21 protein-coding genes and 1 pseudogene are annotated in these 23,686 nt (G+C 68.5%); 15 read left to right on the plus strand and 7 right to left on the minus strand.

Features of this window, described 5'->3' with window-relative positions:
* Positions 1–14 precede the first annotated feature (14 nt).
* From acs to LK996_RS07995, 3 genes and pseudogenes are all read right to left on the minus strand, one after another.
* A pseudogene (gene acs, locus LK996_RS07985) lies at positions 15–1,892 on the minus strand (acetate--CoA ligase); the annotation flags it as partial.
* Positions 1,893–1,939: 47 nt separating this feature from the next.
* On the minus strand, positions 1,940–2,317 hold the full coding sequence (locus tag LK996_RS07990; RefSeq protein ID WP_230526582.1) for a hypothetical protein: 378 nt from the start codon (positions 2,315–2,317) through the stop codon (positions 1,940–1,942).
* On the minus strand, positions 2,317–3,510 hold the full coding sequence (locus LK996_RS07995; RefSeq protein ID WP_230526583.1) for a DesA family fatty acid desaturase: 1,194 nt from the start codon (positions 3,508–3,510) through the stop codon (positions 2,317–2,319). The genes LK996_RS07990 and LK996_RS07995 overlap by 1 nt, the downstream gene beginning before the upstream one ends.
* 151 nt (positions 3,511–3,661) lie before the next feature.
* On the opposite strand from LK996_RS07995, the gene mutM reads away from it, so the two are divergent.
* The 3 genes from mutM (at position 3,662) to LK996_RS08010 (ending at position 7,973) form a co-directional block, all read left to right on the plus strand.
* Positions 3,662–4,489 (plus strand): bifunctional DNA-formamidopyrimidine glycosylase/DNA-(apurinic or apyrimidinic site) lyase, encoded by an 828-nt coding sequence (mutM, locus tag LK996_RS08000; RefSeq protein ID WP_230526873.1) that lies wholly within the window; start codon positions 3,662–3,664, stop codon positions 4,487–4,489.
* 73 nt (positions 4,490–4,562) lie between these two features.
* Positions 4,563–5,126, plus strand: coding sequence for an ECF-type sigma factor (locus LK996_RS08005; RefSeq protein ID WP_036168671.1), 564 nt, complete (start codon positions 4,563–4,565; stop codon positions 5,124–5,126).
* 12 nt (positions 5,127–5,138) lie between these two features.
* The gene (locus tag LK996_RS08010; protein WP_230526584.1) at positions 5,139–7,973 is read left to right on the plus strand and encodes a serine/threonine-protein kinase; all 2,835 of its coding nucleotides are present in this window, start codon (positions 5,139–5,141) and stop codon (positions 7,971–7,973) included.
* On the opposite strand, the gene LK996_RS08015 is transcribed toward LK996_RS08010, so the two are convergent.
* On the minus strand, positions 7,970–8,593 hold the full coding sequence (locus tag LK996_RS08015; RefSeq protein WP_230526585.1) for a thymidine kinase: 624 nt from the start codon (positions 8,591–8,593) through the stop codon (positions 7,970–7,972). The genes LK996_RS08010 and LK996_RS08015 overlap by 4 nt on opposite strands.
* Positions 8,594–8,660: 67 nt before the next feature.
* On the opposite strand from LK996_RS08015, the gene LK996_RS08020 reads away from it, so the two are divergent.
* The 5 genes from LK996_RS08020 to plsB all read left to right on the plus strand — a co-directional run bounded on the left by LK996_RS08020 (position 8,661) and on the right by plsB (position 16,052).
* Complete coding sequence (locus tag LK996_RS08020) at positions 8,661–10,640, plus strand: UvrD-helicase domain-containing protein (protein WP_230526586.1); 1,980 nt, start codon at positions 8,661–8,663, stop codon at positions 10,638–10,640.
* Entirely contained in the window at positions 10,637–11,125 is a 489-nt protein-coding gene (locus LK996_RS08025; RefSeq protein ID WP_230526587.1) for a GNAT family N-acetyltransferase, read from the plus strand. The genes LK996_RS08020 and LK996_RS08025 overlap by 4 nt, the downstream gene beginning before the upstream one ends.
* A gap of 69 nt (positions 11,126–11,194) precedes the next feature.
* Complete coding sequence (locus tag LK996_RS08030) at positions 11,195–12,103, plus strand: 5'-nucleotidase, lipoprotein e(P4) family (RefSeq protein WP_425493717.1); 909 nt, start codon at positions 11,195–11,197, stop codon at positions 12,101–12,103.
* Positions 12,104–12,282: 179 nt separating this feature from the next.
* Complete coding sequence (locus LK996_RS08035; RefSeq protein WP_230526589.1) at positions 12,283–13,230, plus strand: hypothetical protein; 948 nt, start codon at positions 12,283–12,285, stop codon at positions 13,228–13,230.
* An 8-nt stretch (positions 13,231–13,238) separates the two neighbouring features.
* Positions 13,239–16,052 carry a glycerol-3-phosphate 1-O-acyltransferase PlsB gene (gene plsB / locus LK996_RS08040; protein WP_343225856.1) on the plus strand — a complete coding sequence of 938 codons (2,814 nt, stop codon included), beginning with the start codon at positions 13,239–13,241 and terminating at the stop codon, positions 16,050–16,052.
* A 6-nt stretch (positions 16,053–16,058) separates the two neighbouring features.
* Here the strand turns inward: plsB and LK996_RS08045 are convergent, their stop codons facing one another.
* Positions 16,059–16,277, minus strand: a complete 219-nt coding sequence (locus tag LK996_RS08045; protein WP_425493718.1) for a YdcH family protein — start codon at positions 16,275–16,277, stop codon at positions 16,059–16,061.
* 199 nt (positions 16,278–16,476) lie between these two features.
* Here LK996_RS08045 and LK996_RS08050 point away from each other — a divergent pair, with 199 nt between their 5' ends.
* The 5 genes from LK996_RS08050 to LK996_RS08070 all read left to right on the plus strand — a co-directional run bounded on the left by LK996_RS08050 (position 16,477) and on the right by LK996_RS08070 (position 20,518).
* Positions 16,477–17,181, plus strand: coding sequence for an NYN domain-containing protein (locus LK996_RS08050; RefSeq protein ID WP_230526590.1), 705 nt, complete (start codon positions 16,477–16,479; stop codon positions 17,179–17,181).
* Between the two features lie 61 nt (positions 17,182–17,242).
* A complete protein-coding gene (gene ttcA, locus LK996_RS08055; RefSeq protein ID WP_230526591.1) occupies positions 17,243–18,142 on the plus strand; it encodes a tRNA 2-thiocytidine(32) synthetase TtcA in 900 nt (299 codons plus the stop codon).
* A gap of 61 nt (positions 18,143–18,203) precedes the next feature.
* Positions 18,204–19,109, plus strand: a complete 906-nt coding sequence (locus LK996_RS08060) for a recombination-associated protein RdgC (protein ID WP_230526592.1) — start codon at positions 18,204–18,206, stop codon at positions 19,107–19,109.
* A gap of 64 nt (positions 19,110–19,173) precedes the next feature.
* Positions 19,174–19,962 (plus strand): M48 family metallopeptidase, encoded by a 789-nt coding sequence (locus LK996_RS08065; protein WP_230526593.1) that lies wholly within the window; start codon positions 19,174–19,176, stop codon positions 19,960–19,962.
* A gap of 49 nt (positions 19,963–20,011) precedes the next feature.
* Entirely contained in the window at positions 20,012–20,518 is a 507-nt protein-coding gene (locus LK996_RS08070) for a hypothetical protein (RefSeq protein WP_230526594.1), read from the plus strand.
* Between the two features lie 18 nt (positions 20,519–20,536).
* Here the strand turns inward: LK996_RS08070 and LK996_RS08075 are convergent, their stop codons facing one another.
* Both LK996_RS08075 and hemH read right to left on the minus strand, forming a co-directional pair.
* Positions 20,537–21,394, minus strand: coding sequence for an alpha/beta fold hydrolase (locus LK996_RS08075; protein WP_425493719.1), 858 nt, complete (start codon positions 21,392–21,394; stop codon positions 20,537–20,539).
* Complete coding sequence (gene hemH, locus LK996_RS08080) at positions 21,391–22,347, minus strand: ferrochelatase (protein WP_230526595.1); 957 nt, start codon at positions 22,345–22,347, stop codon at positions 21,391–21,393. The genes LK996_RS08075 and hemH overlap by 4 nt, the downstream gene beginning before the upstream one ends.
* Positions 22,348–22,457: 110 nt before the next feature.
* Between hemH and LK996_RS08085 the strand changes: the two genes are divergently transcribed.
* Together LK996_RS08085 and tatA are read left to right on the plus strand one after the other, a co-directional pair.
* The gene (locus LK996_RS08085) at positions 22,458–23,336 is read left to right on the plus strand and encodes a lipid-binding SYLF domain-containing protein (RefSeq protein ID WP_343225857.1); all 879 of its coding nucleotides are present in this window, start codon (positions 22,458–22,460) and stop codon (positions 23,334–23,336) included.
* A gap of 99 nt (positions 23,337–23,435) precedes the next feature.
* Positions 23,436–23,675: a Sec-independent protein translocase subunit TatA gene (gene tatA / locus LK996_RS08090; protein WP_230526596.1), complete on the plus strand. Its 240-nt coding sequence runs from the start codon at positions 23,436–23,438 to the stop codon at positions 23,673–23,675.
* Positions 23,676–23,686: the final 11 nt, after the last annotated feature.

The following is a 23,686-nucleotide window of genomic DNA, read 5'->3' on the forward strand; positions in this document are numbered from 1 at the left end:
ATCTGGCTGACGCGCTACTGCCCGCGTCGGTGCTTCACCAGCGATTCGACCACCGTGGGATCCGCGAGCGTCGACGTGTCGCCCAACTGCTCCGGCGCGCCCTCGGCGATCTTGCGCAGGATGCGGCGCATGATCTTGCCCGAGCGCGTCTTCGGCAGGCCGGGCGCCCATTGCAGGTGGTCGGGCGTGGCGATCGGACCGATTTCCTTGCGCACGTGCGCGATCAGTTCGGCGCGCAACGCATCGTCTTCGGCTTCGCCGTCCATCAGCGTCACGTATGCGTAGATGCCCTGGCCCTTGATGTCGTGCGGGAAGCCGACGACCGCGGCTTCGGCGACTTTCGGGTGCGAGACGAACGCGCTTTCGACTTCCGCCGAGCCGATGCGATGGCCGCTGACGATGATGACGTCGTCGACGCGGCCGGTGATCCAGTAGTCGCCGTCGGCATCGCGGTGGGAACCGTCGCCGGTGAAGTACTTGCCCGGGAACGTCGAGAAGTAGGTCTCGAAGAAACGCTTTTGATCGCCGTACACCGTGCGCATCTGGCCAGGCCAGGAATCCAGCAGCACGAGGTTGCCTTCCGTTTCGCCTTCGAGCACGTTCCCCTTGCCGTCGACGATCGCGGGCAGGATGCCGGGCAGCGGTTTCATCGCCGAACCGGGTTTCTGCGGTCGATCGAGCGGCGGGGCGATGAGCGTGCCGCCGGTTTCCGTCTGCCACCACGTGTCGGTGATCGGGCAGCGCGCGTCGCCCACGACGTCGTGGTACCAGCGCCAGGCTTCCGGGTTGATCGGCTCGCCGACGGTGCCGAGCACGCGGATCGACTTGCGCGAAGTCGCCTTCACCGGTGCATCGCCTTCGCGCATCAGCGCGCGGATCGCGGTCGGCGCGGTGTAGAAGATCGTGACCTGGTACTTGTCGACGATGTTCCAGAAGCGCGAGTAGTCGGGGTAATTAGGCACGCCTTCGAACATCACGCAGGTCGCGCCATTCGCCAGCGGCCCGTACACGACGTAGCTGTGCCCGGTCACCCAGCCGACATCGGCCGTGCACCAGAACACGTCGTCGTCGCGCAGGTCGAACACGCGTTCGTGCGTCCAGCTCGCATAGACGATGTAGCCGCCGGTCGTGTGCAGCACGCCCTTGGGTTTGCCGGTCGAGCCGGACGTGTAGAGGATGAAGAGCGGGTCTTCCGCGTTCATCGGCTCGGGGTCGCACGTGTCGGGCTGGCCTTCGACGACCGCGTCGACCCAGCGATCGCGCGGCATCTGCATGGGGACGGCGGCGCCGGTGTGGCGCACGACGAGGACGGTTTCGACCGAGTTCGTTCCGGGCAGCGCAAGCGCGGCGTCGACGTTCGCCTTCAGCGGAATGCGCTTGCCGCCGCGCAGGCCTTCGTCGGCGGTGATGACGAGCTTGCTCCTGCAATCGGCGATGCGGTCGGCGATCGAGTGCGGTGCGAAGCCGCCGAACACCACCGAGTGGATCGCGCCGATGCGCGCGCAGGCGAGCATTGCGACGGCCGCGTCGGGGATCATCGGCAGGTACAGCGTGACGCGGTCGCCCTTCGCGACGCCCAGGTTGCGCAACGCGTTGGCGAGGCGGCAGACGCGCGCGTGCAGTTCGCGATAGGGGATGCGTTGCGTTTCGCCGTTCGGATCGTCGGGCTCGAAGATCAGCGCGGTGCGGTCGCCGCGCGTCGCAAGGTGGCGATCCAGGCAACTGACGGTGGCGTTGAGCGTGCCGTCGGCGTACCAGCGGATGCGGAAGTCCTTCGCATCGAAGCTGACGTCGCGGATCTGCGTCGGGGCCTGCATCCAATCGATGCGTTGGGCGACCTTGCGCCAGAAACCGTCGGGATCGCGCGCCGCTTCGGCGTAGTCGCGTTCGTAGTCGTAGGCCATGCCGGCAACCTCGCGATGGAAGCCGACAGTGTGCCTCAGCGCGGCGGCGCCGCGAGTTCCTTCGCGCTCAACGCGCCGTCGCGATTGGCGTCCTGGCGCGCGAATGCGGCGGCCAGGCGCGCGCGGTGCGCCTCGCGCGTGATCGCCTTGCCGCGACCGCCGGGTTGTTCGGCCGGAGCGAGGACGCCGTCGTGGTCGGCGTCCATCGCGTCGAAGGCGTAGCTCAGCCAATCCTGGTATTCGACGAGCGAGATGCGGCCGTCGCGGTCGACGTCCATGCGGTCGAGGTAGTCGGCGCTGGCGACGACCTGCGCATGCACCGCCGGGAGCACGCCTGCGAACGCCAACACCAGAACCGAAAAACCCGCACGCGAGCGTGCGGGTTTTCGCGAATCGGGCAGCGCAGCGGACATCAGGCCTGCAGCTGGTAACCCTTCAGGCGCGCCGAGAAGTCCTGCAGCCCGCGAATGCCGCTGGCTTCGGCTTCCTTGCACCACGCCTGCAGGTTCTGCAGCGTCGCCGCAGCGTCGTTGCCGCGCGCTTCGAGCACGGCCGCCAGGCGGGCGCGGTGTTCGACCAGCGCGCGGATGCGCGGACGCTGCGCGACCCACTCCTGCATCTGCTTGCGCGCATCCGGCTTGAGCCAGCGACCGTCGTCGTTCAGGCCCTTGCGCAGCGCGCGCGGCAGCAGCGACTGCTTGCCGCCGGCTTCCGCGGCTTCCTCGCGCAGCGCAGGCTTCAGCACGTTGCGCTGGAAGTCGGTCATCGCCTGGAAGCGATGGGCGAGCAGCGCCTTGATCGTTTCCATGTCCGGCACGTTGATGTTCGGGCGCACGTCGAGCGACGGCGCGACGCGCAGGACCTTCGCCAGGCCCATCGCTTCGAACAGCTTGATCGCCGACCAGCCGATGTCGAACTCGAACTTGCGCAGCGCGAACTTCGCCGAGCTCGGGAACGCGTGGTGGTTGTTGTGCAGTTCTTCGCCGCCGATCCAGACGCCCCACGGCGTGAGGTTGGTCGCCGTGTCGGTGGTTTCGAAGTTGCGATAGCCCCACCAGTGGCCGAGGCCGTTGACGACGCCCGCGGCCCAGAACGGGATCCACGCCATCTGGATCGCCCAGACCGCGACGCCCGGCAGGCCGAACAGCGCGAAGCTGATGAACAGCAACAGCGTCGGGCCCATCGTGGCGTGCGGCGTATAGAGCTTGCGTTCGATGAAGTCGTCCGGGCAGCCCTTGCCGTACTTCTCGATCGACTCGCGATCCGTGCGCGCTTCGCGATACAGCTCGACGCCGCGCCAGAACACCATCTTGATGCCCTTGTGCATCGGGCTGTGCGGATCTTCCTCGGTCTCGCACTTCGCGTGGTGCTTGCGATGGATCGCGGCCCATTCCTTCGTGATCATCGACGTGGTGAGCCACGTCCAGAAGCGGAAGAAGTGCGCGATCACCGGATGGAAGTCGACGCCGCGGTGCGCCTGGCTGCGGTGCAGGTAGAGCGTGACCGAGAAGATCGTCAACTGGGTGGCGACGAGCAGGTAGACCAGCAGGCCGACCCAGCCGAACTGCATGAGTCCGCCGCCGAGGAAATCGAGAAAAGCGTGCATCGTGACTCCGAAGGGGAAACCGGGGGTATTTCGCCCCGAACGCGATCATGCCACCCGGAACGGGCCATGCGCCCAGGTACGGCATGGATCCGTGATGGGGATGTTCAGTCCTGATAACAACTTGCGGCCGCTTTCACACGACACTGCGCGCATGCCCGAGTTGCCCGAAGTCGAAACCACCCGGCGCGGCCTGGCGCCGCACGTCGAAGGACGCACCGTCGCCGGCGTCGTGCTCCGGCGCCCGGACCTGCGCTGGCCGATTCCGCCGGAGGTTTCGGCGCTTCTCCCCGGTCGGACGATCGAATCCGTTCGTCGGCGCGCCAAGTACCTGCTCCTCGACACGGAAGCAGGGAGCGCGCTGCTCCACCTGGGCATGTCGGGGAGCCTGCGCGTGTTGCCCGCCGCGACGCCTGTCGAAGCCCACGACCACGTCGACATCGTGCTCGCCGACCGCGGCCGATCGAAGGACCGCGTCCTGCGCTTCAACGACCCCCGGCGATTCGGCTGCCTGCTCTGGCAGGCGCCAGGCGAAGTCCACGAACTCCTGCGCGGCCTCGGCCCCGAGCCGCTGTCCGACGATTTCGACGGCGACTACCTGTTCGCCCGCAGCCGCGGCCGCAAGGCGCCGATCAAGACCTTCCTGATGGACCAGGGCGTCGTCGTGGGCGTCGGCAACATCTATGCGGCCGAAGCGCTCTTCGAGGCCGGCATCTCCCCCCTGCGCGAGGCGGGCCGGGTGTCGCGCGAGCGCTACCAGGCCCTCGCCGCAGCGGTGAAGCGCATCCTGGCCTACGCGATCGAGCGCGGGGGCACGACCCTGCGCGACTTCATCAGCCCCGACGGCCTCCCCGGGTATTTCGAGCTCGAACTTGCCGCTTACGGCAGAGGCGGCGAGCCCTGCCCGCGATGCGGAAAGCCGATGAAGGAGGCCTCGATCGGTCAGCGCACGACGGTCTGGTGCACGCGCTGCCAGCGCTGAATCATTCACCCCGGACGTTCGATACAGGGCGCAATGCGTCCAACGCGGGTATATTTCGCGGCCGAGGGGGACCATGTCCGAAACCGCCGACATCACGGAGTTGCTGGACGCCGCTCGCGACGGAGACCGTGGCGCGCTCGACCGTGTCCTGGCGACCCTGTACCAGGAACTCCACGCGATGGCCCGCCGCCAGCTCGCCGGCCAGCACGGGCACACGCTCGATGCGACCGCGCTGGTCCACGAGGCCTACCTGAAACTCGTCGGGCGCAATTCCGCGCAGTTCGACGATCGCGCGCACTTCTTCGCCTATGCCGCGTCCGCGATGCGCAGCGTCGTGGTCGACTACGCGCGCCAGCGCCTCGCGCAGAAGCGCGGCGGCGACCTGCACCGCGTCACCGAACTGCCCGAGGAAGTCGAAGGCGGGTTGCGACTGGACGAGGAAACCCTCGGCCTCGATACCGCCCTCACGCGCCTGGCCGCGGTCGACGCGCGCCTCGCGCAAGTGGTGGAGCTGCGTTACTTCGCCGGCCTGTCGGAACTGGAGATCGCCGCGCTGCTCAAGCGCTCCGAGCGCAGTATCCGCCGCGATTGGCAGAAGGCGCGCCTGTTCCTCCTCGCGTCCTTGAAGGACAGCTGACGGGGCACGACGATGGACCCCGAGCGCTGGCAACGGTTGTCCCCGCTGCTCGACGCGCTGTTCGAGCTCGACGACGACGAACGCGAACGCAGCCTGCGCCTGATGCGCGAGGAAGATCCGCAGACCGCGGACGATCTCGAAGCACTGCTCAAGCTCGAAACCGATCGCGAGGATTTCCTCAGCGAACCGCTCGTTGCACCACTGCCGGGCCCGCGCCCGGGCGTCGAGGTCGGTCCGTATCGGCTCGAACGCATGCTCGGCGAAGGCGGCATGGGCCAGGTGTGGCTCGCCGCGCGCAACGACGGCCTGTACCAGCGCCGCGTCGCGCTGAAGCTGCTGCGTCCGGGCCTCGTCGATCCGAACCTGCGCCTGCGCTTCACCCGCGAACGGCAGATCCTCGCGCGCCTCGCGCATCCGCACATCGCGCGTCTCCTCGACGCGGGCGTGAGCAGCGACCATCAACCGTATCTCGCGCTCGAATACATCGAAGGCGAGCCGATCACCGATTACTGCCGCGTGCACCGGCTCTCGCTCGAGTCGCGCCTGGACCTGTTCCACCAGGTCTGCGACGCGGTGTCGCACGCGCACGCGAACCTGATCGTCCATCGCGACCTCAAGCCGTCGAACATCCTCGTCACGCCCGCCGGCGACGTGCGCCTGCTCGACTTCGGCATCGCGAAGCTGATCGACGCCGACGTCGCCGCGCCGGAACAGACGCGCACCGGCGTGCGCGCGTTCACGCTGCACTACGCGGCGCCCGAACAGGTGCGCGGCGAGCCCGTGTCGACGATGACCGACGTGTATTCGCTCGGCGTCGTGCTGTACGAACTGCTCGCCGACGCCAAGCCCTACCGCCTGAAGCGCCAGACCGACGCCGAGTGGGAAGAAGCGATCCTGCAGGGCGATCCGACCAAGCCGTCGTCCGCACTGCAGCGCCAGGCCGACATCGGCGAGGCCGACAGCGCGATGCTCCGCCGCCGTGCGCGCATCGTCACCGGCGATCTCGACAACATCGTGCTCAAGGCGCTCGCGAAGAAGCCGGAGCAGCGCTATCCCTCGGTCGAAGCGATGTCGCTCGATCTCGAGCGTTACCTCGCCGGCAAGCCGGTGCTCGCGCGGCCGCAAAGCGTCGGCTATCGCCTGCGCAAGTACGTCGTCCGCCATCGCTGGGCGATCGCGACGAGCGTGATGGTGTCCGGCGTGCTCGCCGCGGCGCTGACCATCGTCGCGTGGCAGGGCCAGCAGGCCGTGCGCGAAACCGCGCGTGCGCAGGCGTTGCAGGACTTCGTCATCGGCTTGTTCGAAGGAACGGGCGCTGCACCGCGCGACGATGCGGTCGACATGCGCTCGCTGCTCGACAACGGCATCGTGCGCGCCAACCGCGAACTCGCACGCCAGCCGCTCGCACGCGCCGAAGTGTTCGGCATCATCGCGCGCCTGCGCCTGGGGCTCGGCGATTACCCGGAGGCGATGGCGCTGCTCGCGCGGCAATCGGAAATCCTCGCGTCGGTCGGCGACGACGCGCCCGCGAGCCTGCAGTTCGAAGCGGCGACGCAGCTCGGCTTCGCGCATCGCCAGCTCGACGATCCGCGCCAGTGCATCCGCGCGATGGAGCCGTGGATGGAACGCGCGCGCCGCGAACAGTCCCAACTGCCCGCGCAGGTCGCCGAGTTCTACTCGCAACTCGCGCGCTGCCGCAGCGCCGTGGGCGAGTTCAACCAGGCGCGGCAGTTGCTCGAATACGCGATCACGGTGCGCCGCGAAACGCTCGACGACGAAGCCGGCGTCGCGGAGAACCTGTTCGATCTCGCCGACGTCGACGCAGACGCGGGCAAGACCGAGGTCGCGCTGGCCGGCCTCCGCAACGCGCTCGCCTTCCTGCAGCAGAACGTGGGCGAACGGCATCCGCTCGCGATCCAGATCCACCGCCGCACCGCGATCCTGCTGCGCGAGATGGGGCGGCCCGACGAAGCGGCGAAGTCGGTCGACGCCGCGCTCGCGCTGTCGGGCGAACTGCTCGGCGAACGCCATCCCACCACGCTCGCGCTGCATCGCCAGCGCGCGTCGGTGTACATGGAGCAGGGCTGGCTCGACGTGGCCGAGCGCGACCTGCGCGACACCACGCCGCTGTTGATCGAACGCGTCGGCGACCGCCACGTCGACGTCGGCGCGAGCTTCTACACGCTGGGCATGCTCGCCTGGGAACAGGACCGCCTCGCCGAAGCCGAGCGCGATCTCGGCCAGGCCGTCGAGATCTGGCGCACGTCATCGTCGCGCACGCGCATGGTGCGCGCGATGGCCGACCACGCGCAGGTGCTGCAGGCGCTCGGCCGGGGCGACGAAGCGCGCCGGCAGATCGAGCAGGCGATGCAACTCGCCGTCGCGCAACTCGGCCTCAAGCATCCGCACGTCGCCGACATCGAATACGCGCACGGCCTGATGCTCGCGGCCGACGGCGATCATCCGGGCGCGAAGCAGCGGCTGGAACGCGCGGCCTCGTTGTCGCGCAATGCGGACGGCCAGCCGGCGATGGACACGCAATCGATCGAACTCTCGCTGGCGCGCGAACGCGCGCGCGACGGCGACGCCGCGGCCATCGCCACGCTCGGACAGATCGCCACCGCATCGGCCAAGGGCGCGGGCAGCGAACCCCGCAACCTGCGCTGGCGTGCGCGCGCTTACCTCGGTGAAGCGCAGTGCCGCGGCGCGGGCGCGGTGCAGGCGCGCGCCGAACTCGATGTGCTGTCGCTCGAAGTGCACGCCGGCCTGCCGCAGGGCGGGCGCCTCGTGCGCGAAATCGATGCGATCACGCACGAGTGCACGCCGGTCGCGCTGCTTGATCGCTAGTCGATCAGGGGCGGCTGCACCGGTTCGATCGTGCCGTCGCCGCGCATGATCTTCTTGAACTCCGCGCGCGACACCGACACGTAACGGTCGTTGCCGCCGATCTGCACCTGCGGACCGGCATGCACCGCGCGCCCCTGTTCGTCGACGCGCACGGTCATCGTCGCCTTCTTGCCGGTGTGGCAGATGGTCTTGATCTCGGTGAGTTCGTCCGCCCACGCGAGCAGGTACTGGCTGCCTTCGAACAACTCGCCGCGGAAGTCCGTGCGCAGGCCGTAGGTGAGCACGGGGATGCGCAGGCGGTCGACGATCTCGCTCAACTGCCAGACCTGCGATTTCGTGAGGAACTGCGCTTCGTCCACGAGCACGCAATCGAGCTTGCCGCTGGCGGCGGTGTCGGCGAACACGCGGGCGAGCAGGTCGTCGTCGCGACCGAACGCCATCCCCTCCGAACGCAGCCCGATGCGCGAGGCGACGACCCCCGCCTTGCCGGCGCGATCGTCCAGCGCGGGCGTGAGGACGAGCACGCGCATGCCCCGTTCGCGGTAGTTGTGCGCGGACTGGAGCAGGGTCGTGGTCTTCCCCGCATTCATCGCGGAATAGTAGAAATAAAGCTTGGCCATGCCGCGCATTATGCGGGAGCGGACCGGCTACACTGCGCCGCCCCGCGCGCGAATCACGGAGCGTCCCTTGCACGGCCTCAATCCTCCCCAACGCCAGGCCGTCGCGCTCGTCGACGGGCCGTTGCTGGTGCTGGCAGGCGCGGGGAGCGGCAAGACGCGCGTGATCGTGGAGAAGATCGCGCACCTGATCTCGTCCGGCCGCATGCCGGCGCGACGCATCGCCGCGATCACCTTCACCAACAAGTCCGCGCGCGAAATGAAGGAGCGCGTGGCCAGGCGCATCAAGGGCGACGCGGCCGAAGGCCTCACGATCTGCACCTTCCACGCGCTCGGCCTGAAGCTGCTGCAGATCGAGCACGCGAAACTCGGCCTGCGCCGCGGCTTCTCGATCTTCGATTCCGACGACAGCAACGCGCAGCTGAAGGACCTGCTGCCGCCGGGCAGCAAGCCCGACGTCGTCGACGCTGCGCGCAACCTGATTTCGCGCGCGAAGAACGCGGGCCTGTCGCCGGAGCAGGCGATGGAAGCCGCGCAGACCGTGCGCGAACGCGAAGCCGCCGCGTTGTACGCGCGCTACCAGCAGCGCCTGTCCGCGTTCAACGCGGTCGACTTCGACGACCTGATCCGCCTGCCGGTGCAGTTACTGGAATCCGACGAAGACGCCGTGCTCGCATGGCGCGAGCGCATCGGGTACCTGCTCGTCGACGAGTGCCAGGACACCAACGACGCGCAATATCGCCTGCTCAAGGCGATCGCCGGACCGAAGGGCCTGTTCACCTGCGTGGGCGACGACGACCAGTCGATCTATGCCTGGCGCGGCGCGAATCCCGACAATCTGCTATCGCTCGGCGTCGACTATCCCGCGCTGCAGATCGTCAAGCTCGAACAGAATTACCGCTGCAGCAATCGCGTGCTGCGTGCGGCCAACGCGCTGATCGCGAACAACCCGCACGAACATCCCAAGACGCTGTGGAGCGACCAGGCCGACGGCGAACGCATCCGCGTGTGGGAGTGCCGCGATTCGGCGCACGAGGCGGAGAAGGTCGCCGACCAGATCCACTTCCTCAACCAGTCGCGCGGTGCGCCGTGGAGCGACTTCTGCATCCTGTTCCGCGGCAACCACCAGTCGCGCGTGCTCGAGAAGTCGCTGCAGATGTTGCGCGTGCCCTACCACCTCACCGGCGGCACGGCGTTCCTCGACCGCGGCGAAGTGAAGGATGCGATGGCGTGGCTGCGCTGCATCGCCAATCCCGACGACGACGCGGCGTTCCTGCGCGCGGTGCAGTCGCCCAAGCGCGAGGTCGGCGCGACGACGCTCGCCAAGCTCGCCGAACTCGCGCAGCACGCGCACCTGCCGTTGTCGCGCGCCGCCGAATCGGTCGGGCTGCTGAAGCAGTTGCAGCCGCGCGCGGCGAACGCGTTGCAGGGCTTCGCCGACCTGTTGAACGGCCTGCGTCGCGATGCGTCGCACATGCCGCCGGCCGAACTCGTGCGCAAGCTCAACGAACGCTCGGGCCTGCTCGCGATGGTGCGCGCGCAGTGCAAGGACGAGGCGACGTTCCAGCGCCGCCGGCAGAACCTCGACGAACTCGCGGATTGGTTCGACGGCCCGAAGACCTCCGGTCCCGGCGAACTCGCCGCCGCGCTCGCGTTGCTCTCGCACGCGGACAAGGGCGATGCAGGCAACCAGGTGCGCCTGATGTCGCTGCACGCGGCGAAGGGCCTGGAGTTCCGTTACGTCTTCATCGTCGGCGTGGAAGACGGCAACCTGCCGCACGAAGCGTCGATCGAGGAAGGCCGGCTCGATGAAGAGCGCCGCCTGATGTACGTGGGCATCACGCGTGCGAAGGAGCAGCTGTGGCTCTCGCATTCGCGCGAAGCGCAGCGCTGGGGCGAGAAGCTGCGCCTGCTGCCGAGCCGTTTCATCGACGAACTGCCCGCCGACGAAGTGCAACGCGACGGCGCCGACCCGGTGGCCGACGCGACCGAGAAGAAGGAACGCGCGACCGCGGGTTTCGCCGCGATCCGCGCGTTGCTCGACGCATGACCGCGCGCGTGCGCGACATCGTCGATGCGGATGCGCCGGCGATCCTGGCGTTGAACCTCGAATCCGAAGCGGTGCTGAGCCCGATGGATGCGGCGCGTTACGCGCACCTGCGATCGCAGGCGGCGTATGCGCGCGTGATCGAGGAGGACGGCGCGGTCGTCGCGTTCCTGCTCGCGTTCCGCGAAGGCGCGGACTACGACAGCGTCAACTATCGCTGGTTCGATGCGGCGTACGACGCGTTCCTGTACGTCGATCGCGTCGTCGTCGCGCGTTCGCACCAGGGCCGCAGGCTCGGGGCGTTGCTGTACGACGATCTGTTCGCGTTCGCGCGCGCTGCGCGGTTGCCGCGCGTGACCTGCGAGTTCGACATCGAGCCGCCGAACGAAGCGTCGCGCCGGTTCCATGCGCGCCATGGGTTCGCCGAAGTCGGCACGCAGGCATTGCCGGGCGGCAAGCGCGTTTCGTTGCAGGCCGCCGTGCCCTGACACGTCGCGCCGCCTGGCACATCGCGTGCGGGCGGCCTCCGCTACACTCGCCGCCTCCTGATTCGCCGGATGTGTCGCATGCGCTTCGCCGTCCTCGCCGCCGCCCTGACGCTCGCCCTCGCCGGGTGCGTGACCTCCGCCGACACGATCGGCCCCGCGGAACAAGCCAACCAGGCTGCCGCGGTCATCGCGCAGGAAGATCCGCCCGCCGACGACAGGCTCAACGCCGTCGTGTGGTACCAGACGTCCGAAGAGCGCGATCTCGTGTTTCGCATCGTCTACCGCGCTGCTTCGGAAAAGCTGAAGGCCGCGCTCGCCGACAAGACGTGGGACGCGCTGCCGAAGGAAGACCGCACGACGCCCGTGAAGGGCCTGCCGCCCGCGATCATCGTCGACGTCGACGAGACCGTCCTCGACAACGCGCCGTCTTCCGCGCGCCAGATCGTCGAGCGCGGCGACTTCGACGACGCGCAGTGGGGCGCATGGGTCGAGGAGCGGAAGGCGAAGGCACTGCCGGGTGCGGCGGCGTTCCTCGACACGGCCGCGAAGCAGGGCGTCACCGTCTTCTACATCTCCAACCGCGATGCGGGCCAGGCCGAAGCGACGATCGCGAACCTGCGCGCCACGGGGTTCCCGATCGCGAGCGACGCGCAGTTCCTCGGCCTCGGCACCGTCGTCGACGGTTGCGAACAGGAAGGCTCGAGCAAATCGTGCCGTCGCCAGCTCGTCGGTCGCACGCATCGCGTGCTGATGCAGTTCGGCGACCAGGTCGGCGATCTCGTGCACATCGTGGCGAACACGACAGAGGGTCGCCGCGCGGCGGTCGCGCCCTACGAGGCGTGGATCGGCGAGCGCTGGTTCGTGCTGCCGAACCCGATGTACGGGTCGTGGGAGCCGGCGTTGTTCGACAACGATTGGCGCCAGCCGGCCTCGCAGCGTCGCGCGAAGAAGCAATCCGCGCTCGACCTCGCCAAATAAAATCAATGCGTTGTGACCGAATAGCTCAGGTATTGCATCAGCTACGGCCGCTGGGCTAGCCTGCTCGCATCCGGGTTCGCCCGGGGCCATGCCACAACCGATGTCTTCCGGCTCGTCCGGACCTTTGAAGGAGGCTTCGGCCTCCTTTTTCTTTGCCGGGTTCGGCGATGATCGGCGCCATGCCGAATCCGTCGCGTCCCGCTTCCCGCCTCGCACCCGCGCTCGCCGCTCCGCCGCTCGTCGCTGCGGTGCTCGTCGCCGCGTTGCTCGCCGCGTGCGCGCGTCCGCCGCCGCCGAAGCCCGGGGCGGAGCGTCCCGTCGATGCCGTGCGCGTGGTCGTCGATCGACTGCGCGACAACGATCCGGCGGGCTTCGCGATCGTCGCGATTCCCGCGTCGTTGCACGACCGGCTCGAGACGGCCTGGCGCACCGGGCGCAGCCAGTGGCCGCTCGACGAACTCCCGCTCGAGGATCGCCTGCCCGCGATGCTCGCCGCGCTCGCCCAGCCCGATGCGCGCAAGTCGCTGCAGGCGACGTTCGATCGACAGTTCGCGAATTCGTCGCGGGAACTGCGCTCGGCCGCGACCTCGCTCGGTGTGTTCGGCGTGCAATACATCCGCAACGAAGGCGTGTACAGCGATGCCGAGCGCGAGCATTACGCACAGGCCGTGTCGGCGGTCAGCCGGTGGGCCGCCCAGGCGCCGCTGTCGGATCCGCGGCGCGCGCGCGGTGCGATCGCATTGCTCGCGACCGCGGCGTCGCACACCCGCATCGACGCACCCGAGGACTTCGCGAACCTCGGCATGGACGAGTCGCTGCAACGCCTCGGTCCGTTCTTCTCGGCGGTGAAGCAGACCTTCGCTTCGTACGGGCTCGACCTCGACGCCACGTTCGATGGCCTGGAAGCCACGCTCGTGCAGCAGGCCGGCGACGACGCGCGCGTTCGCGTGCGCTACCGGCTGGGTTCGGAATGGGTCGATGCGGTGCTCGACGTGCGCCGCGTCGATGGCCGCTGGTACCTCGACGATTACCTGCGCAACGCGGAGGCCTCGCTGGAAGGCCCGGTGCCCCGCGTTCCGACCCTGCCGGCCGGTGCGACGTCCGTCCTCGGCCCCGCTTCGCCATAATGGCGGCGATGCCGAACCAGCCGAACCTTTTCGAAGAAGATCCCGCCCGCCCGGCCGCGACCCCGTCGCCCCCGGCGTCGCCCTCGCACGAGCCGCGCGCGCACGAGTTGCCCGCGAACCCGGTGCCGGAAGACGCGACCGCCGCGCACGACGCGCCGGAGTTGCCGCTCGACCTGCCGCCGCAGCCGGAGCCCGCGGATGCGGAAGCGCAGCACGCGCCGCCTCCGCTTCCCGCGCCGTCGAACCCGCTCAACGCGCGCCCGCCGATGTGGGCGCGCCTGATGGGCAAGCTGCTCGAACCCTGGATCCAGCTCGAGCTCGAACCCAAGACGCCCGCCGATTACGCCGACGGCCGCCCGATCTGCTACGTGCTCGAAGACTACGGGATGTCGAACGCGCTGATCCTCGAGCGCGCGTGCCGCGAAGCGGGCCTGCCATCGCCGCTGCAACCGATGCCCGGCGATCCGCTCGGCCGCAAGCGTTCGTACGTCGCGCTGTCGCGCCGCAACCGCAACACGCTGAAGGTGCTCGGCCTCGCGCCGGGTCCGGAACACAAGACGCACTCCGGTTCGCTCGCGCGCCTGCTGCAGGCGCATCGCGACGATCCGGCGCTCGACGTGCAGCTCGTGCCCGTGTCGATCTTCGTCGGCCGCGCGCCGGACAAGCACAGCGGCTGGTTCTCCGTGCTGTTCTCGGAGAACTGGACGATCGTCGGTCGCTTCCGCCGCCTGCTCGCGATCCTGCTCAACGGGCGTTCGACGACGGTGCAGTTCGCGCCGCCGGTCGCGGTGCGCGGCACGGTGGAGGAAAACCTCGATCCCGAACGCACGGTGCGCAAGCTCTCGCGCGTGCTGCGTGCGCACTTCCGTCGCATCCGCGCGGCGGTGATCGGCCCGGATCTCTCGACGCGCCGCCTGCTCGCCGACCAGGTGCTGTCCGCCGATTCGGTGAAGGAAGCGATCGCCGACCAGGCGCGCCGCGAAAATCCTTCGAACCCCGAGAAGGGCAAGGCCGAAGCCTGGAAGAAGGCGCACGCCTACATCTACGAGATCGCCGCCGACTACTCGCACCCGGTCGTGCGTTCGGCGAGTTTCCTGCTCAGCACGGTGTGGAACCGCATCTATCGCGGCGTGCTGGTGCACCACCTGGATTCGCTCAAGCAGAACGCGCCCGGCCACGAAGTCGTCTACGTGCCCTGCCACCGCAGCCACATGGACTACCTGCTGCTGAGCTATTTGCTCTACACGAAGGGCATCGTGCCGCCGCACATCGCGGCCGGCATCAACCTCAACCTGCCGGTGATCGGGCCGCTCCTGCGTCGCGGCGGCGCGTTCTTCCTGCGCCGCAGCTTCCGCGGCAACGCGCTGTATTCGGCGGTGTTCACCGAGTACGTGTCGCAGCTGGTCGCGGGCGGTTATTCGATCGAGTACTTCATCGAAGGCGGGCGCTCGCGCACCGGCCGTCTGCTTCCGCCGAAGGGCGGCATGGTCGCGATGACGGTGCGCGCGTTCGTACGCCAGCCCACGCGGCCGGTGCTGTTCCAGCCGGTCTACATCGGCTACGAAAAGATGCTCGAGGGCGACAGCTACCTCGACGAATTGATCGGCAAGCCGAAGCAGAAGGAATCGATCTGGCACCTGCTCATGAGCATCCCGCGGGTGCTGCGCAGCAATTACGGCCAGGTCGTGGTGAATTTCGGCGAGCCCATTCGCCTCAACGACATGCTGGCCGAACACGCGCCTTCGTGGGACGGCACGCCGCTCGACGAAGACGATCGCCCGGACTGGTTGTCCGACACCGTCGATGCCACCGCGCAGCGCATCCAGGTCAACATCAACCGCGCCGCCGACGTGAACCCGATCAACCTGCTCGCGATGGCGCTGCTGTCCACGCCGAAACACGCGATGGGCGAGGCCGACCTGATCGCGCAGATCACGTTGTCGAAGTCGCTGCTCGCCGAGCTGCCGTACTCCGAGCTGGTGACGGTCACGCCGCACACGCCGGAGCAGATCATCGCGCACGGCGAAGAGATCTCGATGCTGTCGCGCACCGCGCATCCGCTCGGCGACGTGCTCAGCGTCGACGACGACACCGCGGGCCTGCTCAGCTACTACCGCAACAACGTGCTGCACCTGTTCACGGCGTCGGCGTGGATCGCGGTGTGCTTCCTGCACAACCGCCGCCTGTCGCGCACGCAGTTGCAGCGACTGGGGCGCACGGTCTACCCGTTCCTCAAGTCCGAACTGTTCCTGCCGTGGGACGAGGCCGGCTTCGCCGAACGCATCGACCGCACGATCGACGTCTTCATCCGCGAAGGCCTGCTGACGCAGGTCAACGAGGACGAGGGCGGCATGCTCGCGCGCAGCGGCGGCCAGACCGACGAGGTGTTCCGCCTGCGTGCGATCGGGCATTCGCTGCAGCAGGCGTTCGAGCGCTATTACATCGCGATCTCGGTGCTGGTGAAGAACGGCCCGGGCACGCTGTCGTCGGGCGAACTCGAAAGCCTGTGCCAGCTCGCCGCGCAGCGCCTGTCGCTGCTCTACGCGCCGGCCGCGCCGGAGTTCTTCGACCGCACGCTGTTCCGCGGCTTCATCCAGAAGCTGCGCGAATTGCGCATGGTGTGGCCGAACGAAGCGGGCAAGCTGATGTTCGACGAACGCCTCGACGCCTGGGCGAAGGACGCGCGCATCATCCTCGGCCGCGAACTGCGCCACACGATCGAGAAGGTCAGCCCGGAAGCGGCGAAGCCGAAGGCGATCGAACCGCCCGCGCCCGTCGCGCAGGAACCGAGCGAACCGACGGAGCCTCCCGCCGGCGCGTGACGCGCGTCAGGCGGGCTCGTCGGGGATCAGCGACGACTCCATCTTCGCAATGCAGTCCTTGAGCTGCAGCTTGCGCTTCTTCAGGCGCTTGACGGCGAGTTCGTCGGCGTCGGGATCGAGTTGAAGGCGCACGATCGCCGCATCGAGGTCGCGGTGCTCGAGCTTGAGCTCGACCACGCGCTGCGCGAGGCGGGCAAGTTCGCCGGGATCGGTCGGCTGGGTCACGCGGCAGACTTTAACCCTGTCGGCGATGGCTGGCGAAATGTGCCCCGGAGGGTTGCGTCCGGATCCACTTGATGCGGGCATTTTTGGGGGATAGCATTCTTTCCACGACTTCTCCCTTGTCGCCGCCAACCCATCGGCGCCCCGGCTCGGGACGAGAAAACCGCCGCAAGGCGGTTTTTTCATGCCCGGAGGAAAGTCGATGGCGAGTCTGCCGACAGCGGTCTACGTGGATGGGTACAACCTGTATTACGGGCGATTGCGCGGCACTTGCTGCAAGTGGCTGGATCTCGTGGCGCTGTTCGAACGCCTCCTGCATGAGCAATCTCCGGCGGCCACGCTGGACAGGCTCCGTTACTTCAGCGCGCCGGCTTTGGCGCGTTTTGCGACGCACGGACAAGCGTCCGTCGAAGCGCAGCAGGATTACCACCGCGCGCTTCTCAAGCTTCATGCGCACCGCCTCTCGATCACGCTCGGCACCCACAGCTTCGATCGCACTGGCACGCTGCTCCCGAGATTCGTCGATCGGATGACATACGACCGCAGGGATCGCATACGCGTCTGGAAGATCGAAGAGAAGATGACCGACGTGAACCTGGCCTTGGCCATGTATCGCGATGCGTGCTCGGGCGAGTTCGAACAGTTGGTCCTGTGCTCGAACGACCGCGATGCCGCACCCGCCCTCCAGTCCGTGCGCGCCGACTTTCCCAACATCACGCTCGGCGTGGTTGCGCCGCGCTGGCCGAGCGAATCCGGCACCGAGGCGCTTCGCAAGGTGGCTGGCCCGCTTGCACGAAGCGCCGATTGGACCCGACACCACCTGCTCGATCAGGAGCTAAGCAACGCTCTGCTCCCATCCATCATCCACACCGGCCGAAAGCCCATCCGACGCCCTCCGCATTGGTGAACTTCGCCCCGCCCCCCGCACGATAGAATGCCCCTCCGCTCCACTCGCTTCGCTCTTCCCGATGTCCATCGTCCTTCCCTTGCTCGAGCCCCAGCCGCCGCGCGCGCGTCGCGTGGCGCACGAGCGGGTGCGCCTGGCCAAGCGCCTGCGCCACCAGGTCGGGCGGGCGATCGCGGACTTCGGGATGATCGAGGAAGGCGACAAGGTGATGGTGTGCCTGTCCGGCGGCAAGGACAGTTACACGATGCTCGACATCCTGCTGCAGCTGCGCGAGAAGGCGCCGGTGCGGTTCGAACTGCACGCCGTGAACCTCGACCAGAAGCAGCCCGATTTTCCGGAGCACGTGCTGCCGAACTATCTCGCATCGGTCGGCGTGCCGTACACGATCCTCGAGCAGGACACGTATTCGGTGGTCAAGCGCGTCGTGCCGGAAGGCAAGACGATGTGCTCGCTGTGTTCGCGGCTGCGGCGTGGTGCGCTGTATGCGCACGCCGAGGCGGAAGGCTTCACCAAGATCGCGCTCGGCCACCATCGCGACGACCTCGTCGCGACGTTCTTCCTCAACCTGTTCTTCCACGCGAAGATGGCCGGCATGCCGCCGAAGCTGCGCTCGGACGACGGCAAGCACGTCGTCATCCGGCCGCTCGCCTACGTGCGCGAGGCGGATATCGCGGAGTATGCGCAGGCACGCGGCTTCCCCATCATCCCGTGCACCCTGTGCGGCTCGCAGGAAAACCTGCAGCGCAAGCAGGTCGCGAAGATGATGGCGCAATGGGAGAAGGAGTCGCCCGGGCGCATCGAGAACATCGCGCGCGCGCTCGGCGATGTGCGCCCGTCGCAGTTGAGCGATCCGAAGCTGTTCGATTTCCTGGCGCTGGGTGCGCGCGGCGATGCGCCGCTGCCCGATGCGCATGCCTGGTTGTCCGGCGAAGCGCACAACGCCGACGACGACGCCGAGTAAGCTAGCCCCTTCCCCTTTTCATCGATTCCCGCCTGCGCGGGAATGACGGACGCCCTTTTCGATGTTCTTTCGCAACCTGACGCTATTCCGCTTCCCCACCTCCCTCGACCTCACCGAAATCGAAGCCCGCCTCGCCGAATGCGCGCTCAAGCCCGTCGGCGCGCTCGAGTTGTCTTCGCGCGGGTTCATCTCGCCGTTCGGCCGCGACGGCGAAGCGATGTCGCATCGCATCGCCGATGCGATCTGGCTCAGCGTCGGCAGCGAGGACAAGCTGCTGCCGGGTGCGGTCGTCAACGACCTGCTCCAGCGCAGGCTCGAGGAAGCCGAGCGCAAGGAAGGCCGCAGGCCCGGCGGCCGCGCACGCAAGCGGATGAAGGAAGACCTCGTGCACGAGTTGCTGCCGCGCGCGTTCGTGCGTCCGGGCCGTACCGATGCGCTGCTCGATCTCGGGCACGGGCTTTGCATCGTCGACTCCTCGTCGCGCAAGTCCGCCGAGAACGTCGTGAGCGAGATCCGCACCGCGCTCGGCAGCTTCCCCGCATTGCCGGTGAACGCCGAAGTCGCGCCGCGCAGCATCCTCACCGGCTGGATCGCGGGCGAGCCGCTGCCCGAAGGCCTGTCGATCGGCGACGAATGCGAACTGAAGGACGCCGCCGACAAGGGCGCCGTCGTGAAGTGCCAGCGGCAGGAGCTGCAAGGCGACGAGATCGCCAAGCACCTGGAATCCGGCAAGCAGGTCACGCGCCTGGCGCTGACGCTCGACGACCACGTGTCGTTCGTGCTCGGCGAAGACCTCATCGTGCGCAAGTTCAAGCTGCTCGACGGCGCGGTGGATTCGCTGGAATCGACCGAGCGCGACGACGTGCGCGCCGAACTCGATGCGCGCTTCGCGCTGATGGCGGCCGAAGCCAAGCGGCTGTTCAACGTGCTCGAACCCGCACTGAAAATCTCACGCGTCGAAGATTGATCATTCGGCGCGCGCGCGGCCTACAATCGTCGCGACTCCCCCGAAGTCATTCCCCGACGACCGCATGCCGCACCCGCTCCGTCGCCTGCTGGCGCCGCGTCCTCCCGTCATCGAACGCGACGTCACGTCGCTCGTTCTCGACGACGGGCGACGGATCGAGATCCAGCGCGTGCGCAATCCGCGCGCACGCCGCCTGCGCCTGTCAGTCGACGAACGCGGCGCGCGCCTGACGCTGCCGGCGCGCGCGAGCCTGGTGTCGGGCGAACGCTTCCTCTCCGAACATCGCACGTGGCTAGCCGAACAACTCGAGCGCTACACGCTCGAAGGCCTGCCGACGTTGCAGCGCGGCATCACCGCGGCGTTGCCCCTGCGCGGCACGGACATTCCATTGCGCTGGGAAGAAGGCCGTTTCACCGCGCTGGAGTACGACGCGCTCGCAGGCGTTGCGGTCTTCCGCATGCCGTCGCGCGCGGGCGACGCGGCGATGCGTCGCGCGCTGCGCGACTTCTACGAAGGCCAGGCGCGTGCCGACATCGGCCGCTGGCTGCCGCACTACCTGCCCTCCTTGCCGCGACCGCCGCGTCGCGTGCAGTTCAAGGTGATGTCGTCGCAGTGGGGCTCGCTCGCCCCGAACGGCGTGGTCGCACTCGATCTCGCGCTGGTGCTCGCGCGTCCTTCGGCGTTCGAATACGTGCTCGTGCACGAGCTGTGCCACCTGCTGCGCGCCGATCATTCGCGCGCGTTCTGGCACGAGGTTGAAATCCGGTTCCCGACGTGGCGCGAAGAACGCGACTATTTCCACGCCGACGGCCGCCGCCTGAAGGCGACGTTGCGCGCGCTGCTGGCCGGTTGATCCGCGCGCGCACGTTCTTCCTGTGTCCAGCCACGGGGGTTTTCGTCCAATGCGCAACCGCAATCTCATCCTTGTCGCCTGCGTGGCGTCGCTCGCACTCGTCGCGTGCGGCAAATCGCCGGGCGAACGCGCGGCCGAAGCCGCGATCGAACAGGCCACCGGCGGCAAGGCGACGGTCGACGCCGACGGCAACGCCGTCACCATCAAGACCGACGAAGGCGAGATGAAGATGACCGGCGGCGATGCGGCGAAGCTGCCCGCGACGTTCCCGAAGGACGTCTACCAGCCCGCCGGCGCGAAGGTCGAGAGCGTGATGGAGATGCCCGGCACGATGGTCGTGCAGTTCGACGCGGCCGGCGACATCGCGTCGCTCGCCGACGCCTCCGGCAAGATGATGGCCACGCACGGCTGGAAGCAGCGCCTGTCGATGCAGCAGTCGGCCGACCAGCAGGTCACGATGTACGAGAAGGACAAGCGTTCGGCCACGATCTCGCTCGTCGACGACGAAGCGAACGGCGTGAAGGTCAACGTGCAGCTGGTGGAATCGAAGCACTAGGCGCGCGTCGCCGGCGCACTACGCGCCGTTGAAAAACGCACCGATGTCCAGCGCGACGCCCTGCGGATCTTCCATGTGCAGGTGGTGCGTGCCCTTGCGCACCACCACCTCGCCGCGCGGCAGCATCGCCGCGCGTTCGCGGCGCAGCGCTTCCGGGAAGTACGGCGGCGCGGGATCGGCGTAGAGCACGCGCGTCGGGCATTCGATGTGCGCGACGAGGTCGCGCACCTGGCCTTCGGTCATGCGCACCGCGGTGGCGATCGTCAGGCGCGGATCGCTGCTCCACACGTAGCCGCCGTCCACTTCGCGCGTGCCGCGTTCGACGAGCAGGCGCGCGACCGGTTCGCTGAGATCGTTGGCCTGCATGCGCGCGCGGATCGCCGCGTCGCGTTCGGGAAACACGCGCAGCGACTTGCCTGCGAGCGCACGGCGCGCCGCCACCGATTCACGCAGGCGCTGTGCGGTGCGATCTTCGCGGTCGGCGAGCGCGCCGAGGGCTTCGATCGCGAAGAAGCGCGACACGCGCTCCGGCGCGGCGGCCGCGAGGATGCTGCCGATCGCCGCGCCCATCGAATGTCCGAGCACGGCGAAGCGTTCCCATCCGAGTGCATCGGCCGCATCGAGCACGGTCTGCACCGTGCCCGCGATCGAATACTCCGCGCCGGGCGGCAGGTGCGGGCTCGTGCCATGGCCCGGCAGGTCGAGCGCGACGAGATCGATGTCGTGCAGGTGCGCGGCGATCGGCACCCAGCTGGCCGCGTTGTCGAGCCAGCCGTGCAACGCGAGCACCGGCGTGCCGTTGCCGCCGCGCAACGCGGTGAGCCGGCCGTACGGCGTGTCGAGGACGACCTCGCGCAAGGGAACGCAGGCGGTCATTGGCGCAGCGCGCGCTCGGCGAGCGCAGCGAGCGCATCGGCGTGCGCCGGCGCGTCGTTGAGGCACGGGATGTAGCGCAGCGCATGGCCGCCGGCGTGGCGGAACGCGTCGGCGTTCAACTCCGCGATCTCCTCCAGCGTCTCCAGGCAATCGACGGCGAAGCCCGGGCAGACCACGTCGACGCGCTTCACGCCCTGGCGCGCGAGCGCTTCGAGGGTGGGCATCGTCGCCGGTTCCAGCCAGCGCTCCTTGCCGAAACGGGACTGGTAGGTGTGCACGTAGTCGTGCGACGCGAGGCCCAGGTTTTCCACGATCGCCGCGACGCTCGCCGCGCACTGCACGGCGTACGGATCGCCGTTGTCGACCACGCGCTGCGGCAGGCCGTGGAAGGAGAACACGAGGCGTTCGCCGCGGCCGTGTTCGCTCCAGTGCGCACGGATCGAATCGGCGATCGCCCGCACCCAGGCGGGATCGAGATGGTAGTCGGCGACCGAATGGGTCGGCATGTTGCGCGCGCGGCGCACGATGTCGTCGACCGACGCGGTCGTCGTCGTCGAATACTGCGGATACAGCGGCAGCACGACGACGCGGCCGATGCGCTCGCTGCGCAACGCGGCGAAGGCGTCCGGGATCGACGGATTGCCGTAGCGCATCGCATGCATGACCCGCATGTGCGGCAGGCGCTCCTGCACCGCGGCGGCGAGGTTGCGCGTGTGCACGGCGAGCGGCGAACCGCCCGGCATCCAGATGCTCGCGTACTTGCGCGCGACACGGCGGCTGCGCAGCGGCAGGATCACGCCGCGCAGCAACGGCGCCCACAGCCAGCGCGGGAGTTGCACCACGCGCGGGTCCATCAGGAATTGCGCGAGATAACGGCGCACCGCACCGGGCGTGGCCGCGTCGGGCGTGCCGAGATTGACGAGGAGGACTGCGGTTTCGTCTGTCATCCGCATAGGATGTCACGTGCGCGCGGCGGTTCGTTCACGATTCATGCCCGCGCGACCAGACTCATCACACCCGCCTTGCCCGACCCGACGCACCTCGACGATCCCCGGAGTCCCCCATGCCTGCAACGACCCGCCGCGTCCTGACCCTTGCACTGTCCGCCGCGATGCTCGCCGCCAGCCTGCAGTCCGCCGTCGCCGGCGTGCGCGAGGACGAGCGCGCGCGCAACGCGGTGCGCGTACTGACCGACATCCAGGCGATTCCCGAGAACGCGATCCCCGACAAGCTGCTCGACGAAGCGAAGGCGATCGTCATCGTCCCCGACACGATCAAGGCGGGCCTCGTCATCGGCGGTCGCCGCGGACACGGGATCATGGCGGTGAAGTCGCCCGACGGCACGTGGTCGAACCCGAGCTTCGTGACGCTCACCGGCGGCAGCATCGGTTTCCAGGCGGGCGTGCAATCGTCGGACGTCGTGCTCGTCTTCCGCAGCGATCGCGGCGTCGACTCGATCGTCAACGGCAAGTTCACCCTCGGCGCGGATGCGGCCGTGGCCGCAGGCCCGGTGGGACGCAACGCGGCAACGGCGACCGACGGGCAATTCAAGGCCGAGATCTGGTCGTGGTCGCGCGCACGCGGGCTCTTCGCGGGCGTCGCGCTCGACGGCGCCGTGCTGTCGATCGACGACGGCGCCAACCAGGCGACGTACGGCGAAGGCACCACGCCGCGCATGATCTTCGAGAATCGCGCGACGCAGGCGCCGTCGGCCGATGTGGTCGCCCTGCGCGACCAACTGGAAGAGGCCACCGCGCAGGCCCGCGCCAATCGCGGCACCGGTGCAACCGCCGCGGCCGGCGCGACCGCGAATGCATCCCCCGTCGCGGCGACGGCGCCGGTCATCGTCACGCCCGCAACGACGACGACCACGGCGTCGATGCCCGTCGTGCCGGTGGAAGATGCGCCCGCGCGCACCGAAACGCTGCCGCCGGCCCCCTGATCCGCGCATCGGACTTCACGCAACCGCCTGTTCATCTTCGGGCGGTTCTCACATCCGCTGGGGTATCCTGTTCGCCCTTTCCCCCCGCGAGGCATGCACATGGGTGGTTTCAGTCTGTGGCACTGGCTGATCGTGCTGGTGATCGTCGTCCTCGTGTTCGGCACCAAGCGCCTGGGCAACGTCGGCAAGGATCTCGGTGAAGCCGTGAAGGGTTTCAAGAAGGGCATGACCGACGAAGACAAGCCGGCGGCGCGCCTGCCCGATGCGAATCGCGAGGAGCAGGACGTCCGCGACCGCGAGCGCCGGGAGCAGGAACAGCGCAACGAACCGCCGCGCTAAAGGCGCGACGC

The organism is Noviluteimonas lactosilytica (assembly GCF_020866925.1).
GTDB lineage: Bacteria > Pseudomonadota > Gammaproteobacteria > Xanthomonadales > Xanthomonadaceae > Noviluteimonas > Noviluteimonas lactosilytica.

Coding starts and splice junctions, on each gene's coding strand:
- LK996_RS07990 (WP_230526582.1), bottom strand. CDS start 2,317: ATGTCCGCTGCGCTGCCCGATTCGCGAAAACCCGCACGCTCGCGTGCG.
- LK996_RS07995 (WP_230526583.1), bottom strand. CDS start 3,510: ATGCACGCTTTTCTCGATTTCCTCGGCGGCGGACTCATGCAGTTCGGC.
- mutM (WP_230526873.1), top strand. CDS start 3,662: ATGCCCGAGTTGCCCGAAGTCGAAACCACCCGGCGCGGCCTGGCGCCG.
- LK996_RS08005 (WP_036168671.1), top strand. CDS start 4,563: ATGTCCGAAACCGCCGACATCACGGAGTTGCTGGACGCCGCTCGCGAC.
- LK996_RS08010 (WP_230526584.1), top strand. CDS start 5,139: ATGGACCCCGAGCGCTGGCAACGGTTGTCCCCGCTGCTCGACGCGCTG.
- LK996_RS08015 (WP_230526585.1), bottom strand. CDS start 8,593: ATGGCCAAGCTTTATTTCTACTATTCCGCGATGAATGCGGGGAAGACC.
- LK996_RS08025 (WP_230526587.1), top strand. CDS start 10,637: ATGACCGCGCGCGTGCGCGACATCGTCGATGCGGATGCGCCGGCGATC.
- LK996_RS08030 (WP_425493717.1), top strand. CDS start 11,195: ATGTGTCGCATGCGCTTCGCCGTCCTCGCCGCCGCCCTGACGCTCGCC.
- LK996_RS08035 (WP_230526589.1), top strand. CDS start 12,283: ATGCCGAATCCGTCGCGTCCCGCTTCCCGCCTCGCACCCGCGCTCGCC.
- plsB (WP_343225856.1), top strand. CDS start 13,239: ATGCCGAACCAGCCGAACCTTTTCGAAGAAGATCCCGCCCGCCCGGCC.
- LK996_RS08050 (WP_230526590.1), top strand. CDS start 16,477: ATGGCGAGTCTGCCGACAGCGGTCTACGTGGATGGGTACAACCTGTAT.
- ttcA (WP_230526591.1), top strand. CDS start 17,243: ATGTCCATCGTCCTTCCCTTGCTCGAGCCCCAGCCGCCGCGCGCGCGT.
- LK996_RS08060 (WP_230526592.1), top strand. CDS start 18,204: ATGTTCTTTCGCAACCTGACGCTATTCCGCTTCCCCACCTCCCTCGAC.
- LK996_RS08065 (WP_230526593.1), top strand. CDS start 19,174: ATGCCGCACCCGCTCCGTCGCCTGCTGGCGCCGCGTCCTCCCGTCATC.
- LK996_RS08070 (WP_230526594.1), top strand. CDS start 20,012: ATGCGCAACCGCAATCTCATCCTTGTCGCCTGCGTGGCGTCGCTCGCA.
- LK996_RS08075 (WP_425493719.1), bottom strand. CDS start 21,394: ATGACCGCCTGCGTTCCCTTGCGCGAGGTCGTCCTCGACACGCCGTAC.
- hemH (WP_230526595.1), bottom strand. CDS start 22,347: ATGCGGATGACAGACGAAACCGCAGTCCTCCTCGTCAATCTCGGCACG.
- LK996_RS08085 (WP_343225857.1), top strand. CDS start 22,458: ATGCCTGCAACGACCCGCCGCGTCCTGACCCTTGCACTGTCCGCCGCG.
- tatA (WP_230526596.1), top strand. CDS start 23,436: ATGGGTGGTTTCAGTCTGTGGCACTGGCTGATCGTGCTGGTGATCGTC.